Genomic DNA, 15,216 nt, shown 5'->3' with positions numbered 1-15,216 from the left:
GGCGCGGTCCTCACCGCAGCTTGGGATTCAGGGCATCGCGCAGCCAGTCACCCAGCAGGTTGACTGCCAGCACCAGGGCCGCCAGGGCGATGCCGGGGAAGATGGTAATCCACCATTCGCCGGAGAACAGGAAATCGTTGCCGATACGGATCAGCGTGCCGAGCGACGGTTCGGTCGGCGGCAGGCCCACGCCCAGGAAGCTGAGCGTCGCTTCCGTAATGATGGCCAGCGCCAGGTTGATGGTGGCGATCACCAGCACCGGACCCAGCACGTTGGGCAGCACATGGCGGATCGCGATCAGCGGCCCGGGCAGGCCGATCACGCGGGCGGCCTGCACGTATTCCTTGTTCTTTTCCACCAGCACCGAGCCGCGCACCGTGCGGGCGTACTGCACCCAGTAACTCAGACCGATGGCGACCACCAGCACGGCCTCGGCGAAGTCGGAATGCCGCGCTTCGCCCAGGATGCCGCGGGTGACGCCATCGACCAGCAGGGCGATCAGGATGGCCGGGAAAGAGAGCTGAACATCGGCGACGCGCATGATGAAGGCATCGATGCCGCCGCCCATATAACCGGCCACCAGCCCGAGGCCGATGCCCAGCACCATGGCGAAGATGACCGACAGGAAGCCGACCACCAGCGAGATGCGTGATCCGTACATAATGGTGGACAGCAGGTCGCGGCCCTGATCGTCGGTACCGAGGATAAATTTCGGATCGCCGCCCTCTTCCCAGAATGGCGGCTTGAAGGCATCAGAGAGCTCCAGCGACGCCAGGTCGAAGGGGTTATGCGGCGCCAGGAAACCGGCCCCGAAGGCACCGATGAAGAAGACGACCACAATAAGCGCCGACAGCATGATCAGCTTGGAGCGCTTGAAACTCCAGTAGATGTCGCTGTCAGCAGCGCTGCGCCAGAATTCGATGACGCGTGCGGTGGGCAGCATCATTTCGCACCTGCCTTGGCGCCCTGGCTGCGCAGCCGCGGGTCAACCACGAAATACAGGATGTCGACGGCCAGGTTGATCAGCACGAACAGCAGGCCGATCATGACCAGATAGGCCGACATCACGGGAATGTCGACGGCCTGCACCGATTGCAGGAACAACAGGCCGACACCGGGCCACGAGAACACCGTCTCGGTGATGATCGCAAAAGCGATGATCGAGCCGAGTTGCAGGCCGGTTATGGTGATCACCGGCACCAGCGTGTTCTTCAGGGCATGGCCGAAATGCACGGCGCGATTGGTCAGGCCGCGGGCGCGGGCGAACTTGATATAGTCGGTGCGCAGCACCTCCAGCATCTCGGAGCGCACCAGGCGCATGATCAATGTCATCTGGAACAGACCAAGCGTGATGGCCGGCAGGATGACGGCCTTCCAGCCCGAGACGGTGAGGAATCCCGTGCTCCAGAAGCCGAGCTTGACCACATCGCCACGGCCGAAACTGGGCAACCAGCCAAGCATGACGGCAAAGATCAGAATCAGCAGGATGCCGATCAGGAAGGTCGGCAGCGAGATGCCGACCAGGGAAACGGTCATCATGCCGCGGCTGAGCCAGTGCTGCGGATAGAGGCCGGAAAAGACCCCCATCGGTATGCCGACCGCAAGCGCGATGATGATGGCGACAAAGCTCAGCTCCAGCGTCGCGGGCAGGCGGTCGGTGATCATGCGGGCGACGGGCTCGGTCGTGCGGTAGCTCAGCCCGAACTTGCCCTGCACCGCATTGACGACGAAACGGCCGAAGCGCACCGGCATCGGATCGTCCACGCCCAGGGTTTTGCGGAGCTCGAGGATCTCGTCGACCGGGGTATCCTGGCCGACCATGTTGATGACCGGATCACCAACGAAATTGAACATCGCAAAGGCGATGAAGGCGACCGCCAGCATCACCAGCGCGGCCTGTACGAGGCGGCGAACAATAAAAGCAATCATTGGGGGCAATCCCTAACGGATGCGGCCCAGGCACAAAGCCCGGGCCGCCCGTTATGAGAGGACAGTCTTACTTGACCTTGACGAAGCGCAGCGGGAAGTAGTTGTCCGCCGGCTGCACCAGTTCGATGTTATCCTTCGACGCCCACACCACGAACTGCTGATGCAGCGGGATGTAGGCATAGTCGTCCAGATAGATCTTGGTGGCTTCCTTGATCATCGCATTGCGCTTGGCGACGTCGGTTTCCTGCTCAACCTTGTTGGACAGCTCGTCGAACTTGGCGTTCGAATAGCCGCCGGCATTGAACAGGCCCTTCTTGGTCTGGGCGCTCGGGCTCTGGATCAGCGACTCGAAGACGTTATGCACGTCGTAAGTCGCGGCCGGCGACCAGCCCAGCATGTAGAAGCTGGTATTCGGCGACTTCTCGATATCCGACGCAGTGCGCAGGATCTTCGCAAAGTACTTCGAACGGGTCTGGGCCAGCAGGTTCACCTTGATGCCGACCTTGGCCAGCATGGCGACCGACGCCTGGCAGATCGCTTCGTCGTTGACGTAGCGGTCGTTCGGGCAGTCCATGCCAACCTCGAAGCCGTTCGGATAACCGGCTTCGGCCAGCAGCTTCTTCGACAGCTCCGGATCGAACTTCGGACGCACGTCGAGGTCCTTGTCGTAGCCGTTCAGGCCCTGGCCCACCATCAGGGCGCTGGGACGCGACTGGCCGCGCATGACGGTGCGCTTGATCGCCTCGACGTCGATGGCGCGATAGAAGGCTTCGCGCACCCGCTTGTCCTTGAACGGGTTCTTGCCCTTGATGTTCGACTCCGGCAGCTCGTCGACCTGCTGGTTGAAGCCAAGGAACACGATGCGGGTTTCCGGACCCTCGATGATGCGGCGACCGGCCGTCTTGCGGATGCGCTCAACGTCCTGCGGCGGCACAGTGTAGATCATGTCGATCTCACCCGACAGCAGGGCCGCGACGCGGGTGGCATCGTTGGCGACGCGCTGGAAGATAACCTCGGTCAGGTTATGCTCCGGCTTGTCCCACCAGCCCTTGTTCGGCTCGAGAACCGTACGCACGTCCGGCTCGCGCACCTTGACCACGAAGGGGCCGGTGCCGTTCGAGTTGCGGGTGGCGAAGTTCTCTTCGTTCTTCGTCATGTCGGCGGCGAACTGGGCGTTGTTCTTCTCGGCCCAGGCCTTGGACATGATGCCGATCAGCGCCAGTTTGTCGGCCAGCAGCGGATCCGGATACTTGGTGTCGATCTCGACGACGAAGTCGCTGACCTTGCGGACTTCCTTCACCGAAGTGAAGTTGCCGCCCAGGTTGGAACCCTTGCCCATCGCGCGATTGTAGGAGAACACCACGTCGTCGGCCGAGAAGGCCTCGCCGCCGGTGAACTTCACGCCCTGGCGCAGTTCGAAACGCCACAGGGTCGGGCTCGGGTTGCTCCACTTGACCGCCAGCGCCGGCTCAAGCTTCAGGTTGCGATCGCGCCGGACCACGGGCTCGTAGATGTTGGCCATGAAGGTCAACAGGAAGGTCTCGTTGCGGGCGTACGGATCCATCGAGCTGACGTCGCCGTCATTGCCCCATTTGAACGTCTTGGCCGAACCCGGCTGCGCGCCAAGCAGCGCCACGGTAGCCACTGCGGCAATCAGAGTTGCCTTGAAGAACTTGCCTCGTTGCATCGTCCCCTTATCCTTCTCCCAACTGTGGCCCGTTCATCGGGCCGACATGTAAACCACCGCTAGCTGGCGGCAGATTGGCCGGATCATAGGGCCGCAGACGTGCATACGTCTACACCTGACTGGAAAAACATCATGCTGAAAAAAATGGCCTGTTGCATGCCCTTAAGGCATGGCTGCAAACCTTTGTGGTAAGTGGTTCAGGCTAGCCGTTGGGCCAGCGACACCACATCCCTGCCCTTGATGATGCGACGTGCCGGCATGATCAGCGTGCAGCCCTGGGCCGGCGCACGAATCTCCTCCTCGCCATCGGTGGCGATCAGGGTGCCACCTGGCAGATCCTCGAAGCCGATGAAAGGCGCCGCGAAACGGAACCGCTCGCTTTTTGCGAGCAGGATTTCCATGATTTCGTAGCGTTTCGGCTCACCCGCCTCGGCCGGATATTGCGCTGCAATAGACGGCGGAATCATCCCGTAGAAATCCAGGAACCGCATAGTGACGCCAATAGCGATGTCGCCGCTCGTGCGCGCAAAATGCTGGCCGCATTCGACCACAAGTCCAACCGGCATCGCCTGCGGATCGCCGAAGGCGCCATACTGGATCAGTGGCCGCCCCGGGTGTTTCACGCCCTGCAGCATCACATGGTGCAGCGGCGCGTGCAGGTGGCGCGTCAGGGGCTCGATCTTGGCCATGCGTTCGTGGATCAGCATCGGCGGCACGGCATAGGAGGTCGAATGGATGTCCAGCAGGGCATCGGCCTCGGCATAGATATGCCGCAGCGCGCGGGCCCGCTTCACGTCCACCGTCTCGTCAGGGCCTTCCAGGGTATCGACATCCCAGACCCGGTTGAAATCGCGGTCCACGTAACGCGACTCAAACGGCTTTGCCGGATCGAACCGGTGATAGGCATCCACATTGGCGAAAGCCAGGGTGAGTTTGCCGCGCAGCGGCCGGATACCCTGATCCAGCAGATGCGTCACGGCAACCATGCCGCAGAACTCGTTGCCATGGGTCAACGCATTCACGATCACATGCGGACCCGGGCGGCCGGAATCGAAGGTGTGGACGTAATCGACGCCGCGATTGCCCGCGCGATAAGCCGAGATGTCTTTCGGCAGCAATTCGATGGGCGGCAGGGCCGCGTGCTGATCCGTCATTGCAATCCTTTCAACCACACAACGCTGCCGATCCCATAGAGGCCGAAGCCCAGGATCAACAGTCCCGACAGGCCATTGATCCAGCGCAGCCCGCCATTGCCAAGCCGCTGGCGAAACGCCCCAGCCAAAGCCGCCAGCGACAGCCACCAGATCGAAGAGCCGGCGAACACGCCCAGCACCAGCCACGCCGCCATGGCGTGCGACAGGCCGAGTGAGCCGATCCCGAAGAAAGCAAAGATTCCGAGGAAGGCCACGATGGTAATCGGGTTTGTGGCCGTCAGGATGAAGGTGGAGACCAGGCCGGTGATGGGGCCGTCGCGGCCATGCAGCGGCGCCGCGGCGACCTCAGGCGAGGGATGCAGAGCCGCACGCAGCATGCGCCAGGCCATGAAAATCAGGAAAGCACCACCGCCGAGCCGGAATGCGGTTTCATGATCCTGCAGCCAACGCGAGATCAGGCTGAGGCCGAAAGCGGCGATGCAGCCATACAGCGCATCGGCCAGCGCGGCGCCCAGGCCAGCGGACAGGCCGGCCAGCCTGCCCTGATGCAAGGTGCGCTGCACGCACAACACGCCGACCGGACCGACCGGAGCGGCAATGATGAATCCCGCCAGCGCGCCTTTGCCCAGCATCAGCAGGATGTCCCACACCGTCTCCGCGCTCCGTAATCTGACCAAAAGGAAGGGGTTCGGCTGTAGCATGGCGGACACGGCAGGTAAACCGAGGCCGGATCATTTCTGGCTCCATAAGAATTCCCATAACTGGCGCTTAATACAGTGCCGGATAACGGATAATCCCAGCGGCACCAAGGAGATGCCCTGATGTCCAAGCCGATCGCGAAGCCGGTTTCCGCCAAATCCCCCGCCCCCAGCACCCGCAGCCGGGTCAAGCGCGTGCCCGATCGCGGCCATTACGACCGCGACACCGTGCATGCCGTGCTGGATGCCGGGCATGTCTGCCATGTCGCCTTCAGCCAGGATGGCCAGCCTGTCGTGATTCCCACCGCCTACTGGCGCGAGGGCGATCACCTCTACATCCACGGATCGACGAAAAGCCGCATGGCCATGGCGCTGGCCCAAGGTGAGCCGGCCTGCGTCGCCGTCACGCTGCTGGATGGCCTGGTGCTGGCCCGTTCGGCTTTCCATCATTCGATGAACTATCGCTCGGTGGTGGCGTTCGGCCGCTTCGAGCCGGTGCCCGACGATCACAAGATGGCGGCGCTCGAGGCCTTCACCGAAAAGCTCGCGCCGGGTCGCTGGGCCGAAATCCGCGGGCCGAACAAGCAGGAATTCAAGGCCACGATGGTTCTGCGTCTGGCGCTCAGCGAGGCCAGCGCCAAAATCCGCCGCGGCCCGCCGAAGGACGATGCCGAAGACATGGCCATCCCGGCCTGGGCCGGCGTTCTGCCGTTCAACACCGGTTTCGCCGCGCCGGAGCCCGACCCGCTGCTCGCCCCGGGCACACCCCTGCCCAGCTATCTCAAGGCTTTGACAAGGCGCTGAATCGCGGATTCCAGCTCGGCTTCCGGAAAAGCCGCGAAGCCGAGCAGCAGACCGCTGAGGCGCCGCGTGATCGCATAGCGCGACAGCGGCGCAACGGTCAGGCCCGCCGCTCGCGCTGCCTCTGCCGCCGCGCGGTCGTCGCGACCGTCGCGGAATTCGGCGGCCACATGCAGTCCGGCTTCCGACAGGCGCGGCAGCAGAAGGTTGCCGGCATGACGTTCGAGAGCAGCCAGCAAAGCCGCCCGGCGCCGGCGATACAGCACGCGCATGCGCCGGATATGCTGCACCAGATGCCCCTCGGCGATGAACTCGGCCAGGATCGCCTGGGGCCAGCCGGGCACGAAACCATCGGCCGCCGTTTTCAGGCGCAGGAAACCGTCGACCAGTCCCGGCGGCAGCACCACGTAGCCTAGCCGCAGGCCGGGGAACAGCACCTTGCTGAAGGTGCCGACGTAAAGCACCCGTTCGCCGCCATCGAGTCCCTGCAGGGCCTGGAGCGGTGGACCGCCATAGCGGTATTCGCAGTCGTAATCGTCTTCCACGATCCAGATGCTGCGTGCCCGCGCCTCGGCCAGCAGGGCCAGCCGGCGCGAAGCCGGCAGCGTCATGCCAAGCGGAAACTGGTGCGAGGGCGTCAGCATTGCCAGCTTGGGCACCGGGCTGAGCGAGGCCAGAACGGCCGGATCGAAACCCTGGTCATCCACCGCCACCGGCACCAGCCGCGCACCGGCACTGGCCAGGGCGTCCCGGGCACCGACATAGCCAGGATCCTCGACCGCCACCGCATCGCCCGGGTCGAGCAGCAGCCGGGCGATCAGGTCCAGCGCCTGCTGGGCACCGGAAACGATCACGATGGTTTCCGGCGAACAGGCTACGCCGCGGCTGTCGGCCAAATAGGTCGTCAGCGCCCGGCGCAGGGCGGGCAGCCCTCGCGGATCGCCATAGCCCAGCACATCGCCGGGCTGGCGGCGCAGGGTCTGCACCGCCAGACGCCGCCATATCTCGACGGGGAAAACATCCATCGCGCCGGCGCCAAGGGCGAAAGGCCGCCGGACAGCGGACTCGCCCCCTGCGTGCAGGCCGGGAGCCGCGGCGGAGCGTCGGGACAGGGCCGGCGCGGCTGCGGTCGAAGGCGGCCGCACACCCTCGGCCGGTAAGTCGGCCGCGACGAACAGGCCGGCGCCGCGCCGGCTGCTCAGGTAACCTTCCGCCACCAGGCGTTCGATGGCAACCAGCACCGTGTTTCGCCCCAGTCCGAGGTCGGCGGCCAATGCCCGGCTGGACGGCAGCCGTTCGCCAGCAGCCAGCTCCCCCCGCAGCACGGCCTGCCGGATGGCGGCGTAAAGCTGGTCTTGCAGGGTTCCGCTGCCGCTGCCCCGGTCTGGCCGGAACCAACCGACAAACCGCCCTGCCGCCCGACGCGCCATTCATCTAAACTTTCAAATTAATAACAATAAATAAAATACTGTTTTATATTAATTTTATTGAAAAAATAATAAGAGTCATGGATGGTATGCCGGCACACCAAACAGGGTGGCATGTGCCCATAAAAAGATTGCATAAAGCGTTGCTGAACCAAGAATATTCATCCACCCAATGTCGCCCAACCCCAATCTGACCCGGCCCGACCAGGCGGCAGCGAAAGGAAAGACTGAGGTTTTGGCTTTAAACCTTTGCCATCTATCGCCAAATACGGCGGCTCTCTTGCGATCGATGGAAAACATGCCGTTCACCGCGGTGAGCAGCACCGCGCCGGCCAGCAGCAAGGTGGCCAGGTCACCATTGGCGATCATGTGCGAACCAGCCCAGAGGGCGAAAGCCCAGAGCATGGGATGGCGGGTGATCTTGGTGAAGCCCCGGATGGGCAGTTCCTCCCCCTTGCCCCGCATCAGCATGTCAGGTCCGGCAGAGGTCGGATTGGACGGCCGAAGGCTGCCGACCAGAAACAGCAGGGCCACCGGCATCACCACGACGGGTACGACCGATACGGCCGAAGTGGTCGGCCAGAGTTCAACGTAAGGGGCTGCTCCATAGGTCCAGATCAGAGCGACCAGCGCAATGACACTCAGAACCGAAAACAACCCACGATAGGCCGGCAGGCCAAGCCGCGCGACAAGAGCCGGCCGCAGCGGACCGGCCACCACCATATGCAGAAGGACCCAGGCCAGGGCCGCCAGAACAAGCTCGGTCATTCATCCTCTCTTTCCGGCCGGATGCCACCGGCCAGTCGCTGAAACAGGGCTGCCGCCCGGGCCTGCTCCGCGGTGGTCAGGCGGGCTTGGATGAAACGCCGGCCACCCGTGGCCTCCGCCATGCCGGCCTGTTCGGCCATACGCAGGTGGGCCCAGGCCATCGCCGGATCAACCGCCCGCCCATCGCCGCGGGCATATTGCTCCCCCAGCACCAGCAAGGCATGGGGATAACCCTGCCGGGCAGCACGTTGGAGCCAGGTGTCGGCGGCGGTCAGATCCGCCCTCACCCCATCGCCATTGAACAGGATGCGGGCCATCTGGAACTGCGCGTCGGCATTGCCCCGATTAGCGGCCACTTCATACCAACGCCGTGCGGCGGCGGCATCGGCAGCGACTCCTTCGCCGGCTTCGAGATAGCTGGCATATTTGAAAGCTCCGGCGGCATGGCCGTTTTCGGCCGCCCGACGAAACCAGCCGATTGCGGCCGGCAGGTCCTTCGCGATGCCGCCCCAGCCCTGCTCCAGCCAGAGCGCCAGACGGAACTGCGCCGGCATATACCCCGCCTCGGCCTGCCGCGTAACGAGGGCGCGGGCGCGGACCGGATCGGCGGCCCGGCCGCCCTGGCCGACGGCCAGATAGGTAGCGAAGTTATTGGTGGCGGCGGGATGGTCCTGCGCCACGGCTTTTTCCCACCAGCCCATGGCGGCGGCCTGATCGGCGGGGCCAGTCAGGCCATTGAACAGCGTCATGGCCAGAAAATTCTGGGCGTCGGCGAAGCCGGCTTCGGCCGCCCTTTGCAGATAGGGACCCGCGGCGATGGGATCGGGCACACCGCCCTCACCACGGAACAACATCCGCCCGGCCATGTCGGCGGCGCGCAGATTGCCTTCGTCGGCGGCACGGATTGCCAGCCGCCGGGCCTCGGCCTCATCCGGTGCGCCTAGTTGACCGGTCTCATGCAGCATGGCGAGATTGAGCCAGCCCGTGCTGTCGCCCAATTCGCCGGCCTGCCGGAACAGGGTCGCCGCCCGTACAGCATCGCGTGGCGTGGCCAAGCCGCGCAGGTGATAGAGGCCAAGCTGGTTGACCCCCTCGGCCAATCCAGCTCCGGCCGCCTGTCTTGCCAGGTCCAGTCCGTGTTCCGCCGTCCCGGCACGTCGGTCCTCCTCAAGGACCAGGGCGGCCAGATAATTCCTGGCATAGGGACTGCCCTGCGCCGCGGCTTCGTTCAGCAGAGCCAGACCACGCGTTTCATCGGCGTCGACAGCGCCCCCTTCAAACAGCATCCGCCCCAGGCGATAGCGCGCATTCAGGGCACCCGCAGCCACGGCGCGCTCAAGCACGGCCACAGCCTGGACCTTCTCGGCCGGGCGGTATTCCAGGATCAGTTCGGCCAGATTGGCCCAGGCCGTCGCCTCGCCACGCTCGCCGGCCTGCCGTAAGGATTGTTCAGCCCCGGGCAGATCCTGCGGACCGCCCTGACCGACCAATTGCATGAAGCCAAGCCCGTTCAGCGCGCGCGGATGCTGCTGCGCCGCGGCCCGCCCGAACCATTGCCGGGCAGCCGCCAGGTCCCGCGCGACGCCCAGGCCAAGCTGATAGGCCAGTCCGACCTGGAATTGCGCTTCTGCCTCGCCCGCCTCGGCCTGGCGCAGCAGATCGGGGAAAGCCGCCACGGGAGCGACCGGCCCGACATGCGGCGCGGAAAACCGGTCGCTCGGCCGGGCCTCTGCCGCGGCGGGCGCAAAAGCGGGAAGCCCGCCGAAAAGCAGCGCGAGGACAACGGCCCGCGCCCGTCTGGAATACTGCATGATCAACGACCGGGAATGCCGAACAACGCCCTGCCCTGCGGCGTCAGCTTGCAGACCAGCCAGTCCGGCTTGATCGGGTTTTCGAACCAGGGCTCGGCCCAGCCGGCCTTGACGCAGGACACGATAGTGAGCGTGCTGATCTGCTGGCCATGCTCGTCGAACAGGGGCAGTTTGCCGCCAGCCTGCCGCAGGCCGCGACGCAGATACCGCAACTGGGCATCGGTCGGTTTGACCTGCCCATTGCGGAGAACCCGCACCCCGTCTGCCATGCCATCCTCCTGCGCTGCTGCACCAGAATAGGAAAGCTGCCCGCCAGGAGCAATTCCACAATGCATTCCGGATCGCCCGGCAAGATGCCTGCGGCCGTCGGACATTTGCGAATGCCTTGCAAATGACGTAAGCAGGGCATTCTTTTTATCATCATTCGACCTGCCCGCGTGACCGATACCGCCGCTTCCTCGCCCATGATCGCCGCATCCCCACCCGGATTGCGCCATGGCCGGCTGTGGATTGCTTTCGCCACCCTGCTGGCTCTGGTGATTGCGGCCCCCATCCTCGCCATCCTGATCAATCTGGCCCAGCCAGCCGGCGATGTGTGGCAGCATCTCTTCACCACGGTGATGCCCGAGATGCTGGCCAACACCGTGGTGCTGATGCTGGGGGTCGGCATCGGCGCGGTGGTGATCGGCACGGGCTGTGCCTGGCTGGTCACCATGACCGAGTTTCCCGGCCGGCGTTGGCTGTCCTGGGCCCTGTTCCTGCCGCTGGCCATGCCGGCCTATGTCAGCGCTTTCGTCTACAGCGATCTGCTGCAATTCGCCGGTCCGGTGCAGAGTGGCCTGCGCACGCTGTTCGACTGGCAGCGCGGCGATTACTGGTTCCCCGATTTCCTGTCGCTGCAGGGCGCCGTTGCGCTCTTCATCGTGAGCTTCTATCCCTATGTCTTCATGCTGGCCCGGGCAGCTTTCCTCGACCAGTCGGTCTGTGTTCTGGAAGTCGGCCGCACCCTGGGCCTGGGCCCCTGGGCCCGCTTCTGGCGCATCGCCCTGCCGCTGGCGCGGCCGATGATCGCCGGCGGCGCTGCGCTGGTGCTGATGGAAACGCTGGCCGATTTCGGCGCCGTGAGCTGGCTCGGCGTGCCCACCTTCACCACCGCGATCTACCGCACATGGTTTGGCATGGGGGACGTTACCACGGCAGCGCAGTTGTCCGGTGTGCTGCTGATCTTCGTGCTGGCCGCCGTGATGCTGGAACGCACCAGCCGGCAGGCCAAGCGCTTCCACCATACATCGGCGCGGACCCGGCCGCTGCCACTGCGGCCGCTGCCGCCCGGCCGAGCGGTGCTTGCCATCACGGCCTGCCTACTGCCGATCCTGCTCGGTTTCGGCATTCCGGGCGGGTGGCTGCTGCATCTGGCGATCCGCGAGGGCGACCAGATCGGTTACACCCGCCTGGCCGATTTCACCTCAAACAGCTTCATCCTGGCAGGACTTGCCGCCGTGCTTCTGATCGCCGTCGCCCTGGGGCTGGCCTATACCAACCGGCTGGTGCCACGACGCATGACGGGGTGGCTGATCCAGCTTTCCACCATGGGCTATGCCGTGCCCGGCTCGGTGATCGCCATTGGCGTGATCCTGCCGCTGGCCACTTTCGATCACGCCATCAACCGCTGGGTCGAGGCCGCCTTCGGCGCCGGGCCCGGCCTGCTGCTGAGCGGCAGCCTGGTCGCCCTGTTCTATGCCTATCTGGTGCGTTTCCTGGCCGTGGCCTTCAACACCGTGGATGGTGGACTGCATCGCATCCGCCCCAGCCTGGACCAGGCCGCCCGCGTGCTGGGCGAAACGCCGTTGGGCGTGGTGCGGCGGGTTCATGCACCGATGTTGCGCGGCAGCCTTTTGACCGCGGCCATGCTGATCTTCGTCGATGTGCTGAAGGAACTGCCCGCCACCTTGATCGTGCGGCCCTTCGATTTCGACACCCTGGCGGTGCGGGTCTACCAATTGGCCAGCGACGAGCGGCTGGGCGAGGCCTCCACCGGGGCCCTGATCATTGTCGCAGTCAGCCTCATTCCCGTAATCTGGCTCCATGCTGCCGTGGCCCGTTCGCGCCCCGGCGAAGATTGACCAAACGGCCTGCCGGTTCCCGAACCGACAAGGCCGCAATATCAGGTGGGATTGAGCGGTATGGCGAATCCGGTTAGCGACGCGCTTCTGCAACAGGCCGGTATAGGCGGCGATCCGCTAGGCACGGCCAGCGCCCTGGTTCAGCAGGGACAGCACGAGGCGGCGCGCGCCCTGCTGGAAGACCTGGTGAAGAAAAGCCCGCGCCGCGCCGATGCCTGGTTCAGCCTCGGGCAGCTGCACACCATGCTGAGCGAACTCAAGCCGGCCGCCCAGGCGTTCAAGCGCGCCATCCAGCTCGCGCCCAACGTTATCGACGGCTATGTCAATCTGGGCAATACCTATCTGCGCATGAATCGCCTTGGGCAAGCGATGGAGACCTATCGCAACGGCCTGAAAATAGAACCGCAACAGCCTCTGCTGCATTTCAACCTTGGCGTCGCCCTGAGCAAAAGCGGCGATCTGCCGGCCGCCATCGCCAGCTACAAGACTGCAATCAGTTTCTATCCCTCCTATGCCCAGGCCTATTTCAGCCTCGGCAATGCCTATCGCGATGCCGGGCAGACTGATGATGCGGAAGCTGCATACCGCAACGCCGTGGCCCTGGAACCCGGCTATGCGGATGCTTTCGCCAATCTGGCCGGCCTTCTCGCCACCAAGGAAGACTTCCGCGGCGCCATCGAGAATTGCCTGAAAACAGTAACGCTGGTCCCGAACCATCCCCATGCGCTGCGCAACATGTCGCTGTCGCTCTACAAGGTCGGCGAATATGAGCAGGGCACAGAAGTCACCTTCCGCGCCATCGCCGCCGCACCCGGCGATACCATGCTGCAATACCATATGGGTGAAATGCTCTATGGCCTGATCCGCACCGGCAAAACCGAACAGGCACACCGTTATGCCCGACAATGGCGCGAAACCTGCGGCGACGACCCGATCGCGCAGCATATGGTGGCGGCGATCTTGGGCGAGAATGCGCCGGCCCGCGCCGATGACACCTATGTACGCGAAACCTTCGACCGCTTCGCCAGCGACTTCGAAACCACGTTGGCCGGCCTGGGCTACCGCGTGCCGGAACTGCTCTGCGGCGCGATGGAAAAACATCTCGATGGCCGCCGCGATCTGGCTATCCTGGATGTCGGCTGCGGCACCGGCCTCTGCGCGCCCCTGCTCAAGCCGCTGGCCAGAACCCTGGTCGGCGTCGATCTCAGCGGCGGCATGCTGGCCAAGGCGAAGGCGCGCGGCCTGTATGATTCCCTGCACGAAGCGGAGTTGGGCCGCTTCCTCGCCAATACCGCCGACCGCTACGACATGACGGTGGCCGCCGATGTGTTCTGCTATTTCGGCCAACTCGATCCGACCCTGAAGGCCATCACGGCCAAGACGAGGCCGGGCGGCCTGCTGGGATTCACCGTGGAAGCCATGCAGGGCCCCTCGCCGGCCGAAGGCTTCAAGCTCGGCCCCACCGGCCGCTATCAGCATGACGAAGCTTATGTGCGGCGCGCATTGCAGACGGCCGGTTTTTCAATTCTGAGCCTGGAGCAGACCCATGGCCGCGAAGAAATGGGCCAGCCCGTTCCCTGCTTCATGGTGATCGCGCGCCGCGACTGACGCCGCGCCTACTCAGCCGATGAAAACGAAAAAGGGCGGGGTTTCCCCCGCCCTTTTGTCTTTTCAGGCCTTGCGGCTTATTTCCAGCCGGCGCGGTCCATCAGCTTCAGCGCCGCCTCGTTGTTCTTGCCGAACACGGCTGCGTTCAGCGTGTCTTCCTTGAATTCGGACCAGGCCGCGATCACCGGATGCAGCGGCACACCGCCGACCACGGGGAACTCATAATTGCCCTTGGCGAAATATTCCTGGGCCTGCTTGGACGCCAGATACTCGAGGAACTTGATGGCATTGGCCTTGTTGGGGGCATGCTTGGCCACACCGGCACCGCTGATATTCACATGGGTGCCGCGGTCATTCTGGTTGGGGAAGATCACCGCGAGGTTGGCGATCACCGCCTGGTCCTCAGGCTTCTTAGAGCCCATCAGTCGCGCGAAATAGTAGGTGTTCGAGACCGCCACATCGCCCTCGCCGGCCGCCACCGCCTTGATCTGGTCGGTATCGCCGCCCTTCGGTGCACGCGCCATGTTGGCCACAACGGCCTTGGCCCAGGTTTCGGTCGCCTCAGGTCCAAGCGTGGCGATCATCGAACCGACCAGCGACTGGTTGTAGACATTGGTCGACGAGCGGATCAGCACCCGGCCCTTCCACTTCGCATCGGCCAGATCCTCATAACGGCTGATTTCGCCGGCCTTCACTTTGGTCTTGTTCACCACGAAGATGCGGGCGCGCTTGGAGAAGCCGAACCAGTGACCATCGGACTCGCGCAGATGAGCCGGGATGGCCTTTTCCAGAGCCGCCGATTTCACCGGCTGCAGCAGGCCGGCTTCCTGGGCGCGCCACAGGCGGCCGGCATCGACAGTGATCAGCACATCGGCCGGACTCTTGTCGCCTTCGGCGCGCATGCGCTGCAGCAACTGGTCCTCGCTGGCTTCCAGTCGGTTGATCTTGATACCGGTTTCCTTGGTGAAATTCGCATACAGCGCCTCGTCAGTGTCGTAATGGCGCGAGGAATAGAGGTTGATCACCTTGTCCTGCGCCGAGGCGAGACCGGGTAGGCCGAAAATGGTGGCGCCGGCCAGCAGGCCCAGCATGAGGGCGCGGCGGGCGATCGAAGACTGGTTGAGGGTGGCGAGACGCATGCCTCTGCTCCTGTAAGCGGGGTTATTGTTTCTGCGACTTACTTTCAAGCGCAGAAACTAGCATTGCCCTC

13 protein-coding genes are annotated in these 15,216 nt (G+C 64.3%); 3 read left to right on the top strand and 10 right to left on the bottom strand.

Annotated elements, in window-relative coordinates; all coding sequences use genetic code 11:
* Positions 1–10: 10 nt before the first annotated feature.
* From ACK4FJ_RS14105 to ACK4FJ_RS14085, 5 genes are all read right to left on the bottom strand, one after another.
* Positions 11–946 (bottom strand): ABC transporter permease, encoded by a 936-nt coding sequence (locus tag ACK4FJ_RS14105; protein WP_409767350.1) that lies wholly within the window; start codon positions 944–946, stop codon positions 11–13.
* A complete protein-coding gene (locus tag ACK4FJ_RS14100) occupies positions 943–1,929 on the bottom strand; it encodes an ABC transporter permease (protein ID WP_409767349.1) in 987 nt (328 codons plus the stop codon). The genes ACK4FJ_RS14105 and ACK4FJ_RS14100 overlap by 4 nt, the downstream gene beginning before the upstream one ends.
* 67 nt (positions 1,930–1,996) lie before the next feature.
* Complete coding sequence (locus ACK4FJ_RS14095) at positions 1,997–3,616, bottom strand: ABC transporter substrate-binding protein (protein WP_409767348.1); 1,620 nt, start codon at positions 3,614–3,616, stop codon at positions 1,997–1,999.
* A gap of 197 nt (positions 3,617–3,813) precedes the next feature.
* The gene (locus tag ACK4FJ_RS14090; protein WP_409767347.1) at positions 3,814–4,770 is read right to left on the bottom strand and encodes a succinylglutamate desuccinylase/aspartoacylase family protein; all 957 of its coding nucleotides are present in this window, start codon (positions 4,768–4,770) and stop codon (positions 3,814–3,816) included.
* Positions 4,767–5,420 (bottom strand): LysE family translocator, encoded by a 654-nt coding sequence (locus tag ACK4FJ_RS14085; RefSeq protein WP_409767346.1) that lies wholly within the window; start codon positions 5,418–5,420, stop codon positions 4,767–4,769. Before ACK4FJ_RS14085 ends, ACK4FJ_RS14090 begins: the two co-directional genes overlap by 4 nt.
* A 171-nt stretch (positions 5,421–5,591) precedes the next feature.
* Here ACK4FJ_RS14085 and ACK4FJ_RS14080 point away from each other — a divergent pair, with 171 nt between their 5' ends.
* A complete protein-coding gene (locus tag ACK4FJ_RS14080) occupies positions 5,592–6,272 on the top strand; it encodes a pyridoxamine 5'-phosphate oxidase family protein (RefSeq protein ID WP_409767345.1) in 681 nt (226 codons plus the stop codon).
* Here ACK4FJ_RS14080 and ACK4FJ_RS14075 read toward each other — a convergent pair.
* From ACK4FJ_RS14075 to ACK4FJ_RS14060, 4 genes are all read right to left on the bottom strand, one after another.
* A complete protein-coding gene (locus tag ACK4FJ_RS14075) occupies positions 6,245–7,699 on the bottom strand; it encodes a PLP-dependent aminotransferase family protein (RefSeq protein WP_409767344.1) in 1,455 nt (484 codons plus the stop codon). The two genes, ACK4FJ_RS14080 and ACK4FJ_RS14075, sit on opposite strands and share 28 nt — an antisense overlap.
* 75 nt (positions 7,700–7,774) lie before the next feature.
* Positions 7,775–8,464 carry an NnrU family protein gene (locus tag ACK4FJ_RS14070; protein WP_409767343.1) on the bottom strand — a complete coding sequence of 230 codons (690 nt, stop codon included), beginning with the start codon at positions 8,462–8,464 and terminating at the stop codon, positions 7,775–7,777.
* Positions 8,461–10,275: a tetratricopeptide repeat protein gene (locus ACK4FJ_RS14065; protein WP_409767342.1), complete on the bottom strand. Its 1,815-nt coding sequence runs from the start codon at positions 10,273–10,275 to the stop codon at positions 8,461–8,463. Before ACK4FJ_RS14065 ends, ACK4FJ_RS14070 begins: the two co-directional genes overlap by 4 nt.
* A 2-nt stretch (positions 10,276–10,277) precedes the next feature.
* The gene (locus ACK4FJ_RS14060; protein WP_409767341.1) at positions 10,278–10,544 is read right to left on the bottom strand and encodes a hypothetical protein; all 267 of its coding nucleotides are present in this window, start codon (positions 10,542–10,544) and stop codon (positions 10,278–10,280) included.
* Between the two features lie 168 nt (positions 10,545–10,712).
* Here ACK4FJ_RS14060 and ACK4FJ_RS14055 point away from each other — a divergent pair, with 168 nt between their 5' ends.
* Both ACK4FJ_RS14055 and ACK4FJ_RS14050 read left to right on the top strand, forming a co-directional pair.
* A complete protein-coding gene (locus ACK4FJ_RS14055; RefSeq protein ID WP_409767340.1) occupies positions 10,713–12,398 on the top strand; it encodes an ABC transporter permease in 1,686 nt (561 codons plus the stop codon).
* Positions 12,399–12,458: 60 nt separating this feature from the next.
* On the top strand, positions 12,459–14,006 hold the full coding sequence (locus ACK4FJ_RS14050) for a tetratricopeptide repeat protein (protein WP_409767339.1): 1,548 nt from the start codon (positions 12,459–12,461) through the stop codon (positions 14,004–14,006).
* A gap of 77 nt (positions 14,007–14,083) precedes the next feature.
* Here the strand turns inward: ACK4FJ_RS14050 and ACK4FJ_RS14045 are convergent, their stop codons facing one another.
* A complete protein-coding gene (locus ACK4FJ_RS14045; RefSeq protein ID WP_409767338.1) occupies positions 14,084–15,145 on the bottom strand; it encodes a Fe(3+) ABC transporter substrate-binding protein in 1,062 nt (353 codons plus the stop codon).
* Between the last annotated feature and the right edge of the window lie 71 nt (positions 15,146–15,216).

The sequence above is a fragment of the Ferrovibrio sp. genome (assembly GCF_046297595.1).
Classification (GTDB): Bacteria; Pseudomonadota; Alphaproteobacteria; order Ferrovibrionales; family Ferrovibrionaceae; genus Ferrovibrio.
This window is presented reverse-complemented; position numbering and strand designations above follow the sequence as displayed.

What these genes read in the sequence shown, in the direction of transcription:
- ACK4FJ_RS14105 (WP_409767350.1), bottom strand. Translation starts at nt 946, where the DNA reads ATGATGCTGCCCACCGCACGCGTCATCGAATTCTGGCGCAGCGCTGCT.
- ACK4FJ_RS14070 (WP_409767343.1), bottom strand. Translation starts at nt 8,464, where the DNA reads ATGACCGAGCTTGTTCTGGCGGCCCTGGCCTGGGTCCTTCTGCATATG.
- ACK4FJ_RS14090 (WP_409767347.1), bottom strand. Translation starts at nt 4,770, where the DNA reads ATGACGGATCAGCACGCGGCCCTGCCGCCCATCGAATTGCTGCCGAAA.
- ACK4FJ_RS14100 (WP_409767349.1), bottom strand. Translation starts at nt 1,929, where the DNA reads ATGATTGCTTTTATTGTTCGCCGCCTCGTACAGGCCGCGCTGGTGATG.
- ACK4FJ_RS14095 (WP_409767348.1), bottom strand. Translation starts at nt 3,616, where the DNA reads ATGCAACGAGGCAAGTTCTTCAAGGCAACTCTGATTGCCGCAGTGGCT.
- ACK4FJ_RS14045 (WP_409767338.1), bottom strand. Translation starts at nt 15,145, where the DNA reads ATGCGTCTCGCCACCCTCAACCAGTCTTCGATCGCCCGCCGCGCCCTC.
- ACK4FJ_RS14075 (WP_409767344.1), bottom strand. Translation starts at nt 7,699, where the DNA reads ATGGCGCGTCGGGCGGCAGGGCGGTTTGTCGGTTGGTTCCGGCCAGAC.
- ACK4FJ_RS14065 (WP_409767342.1), bottom strand. Translation starts at nt 10,275, where the DNA reads ATGCAGTATTCCAGACGGGCGCGGGCCGTTGTCCTCGCGCTGCTTTTC.
- ACK4FJ_RS14080 (WP_409767345.1), top strand. Translation starts at nt 5,592, where the DNA reads ATGTCCAAGCCGATCGCGAAGCCGGTTTCCGCCAAATCCCCCGCCCCC.
- ACK4FJ_RS14050 (WP_409767339.1), top strand. Translation starts at nt 12,459, where the DNA reads ATGGCGAATCCGGTTAGCGACGCGCTTCTGCAACAGGCCGGTATAGGC.
- ACK4FJ_RS14060 (WP_409767341.1), bottom strand. Translation starts at nt 10,544, where the DNA reads ATGGCAGACGGGGTGCGGGTTCTCCGCAATGGGCAGGTCAAACCGACC.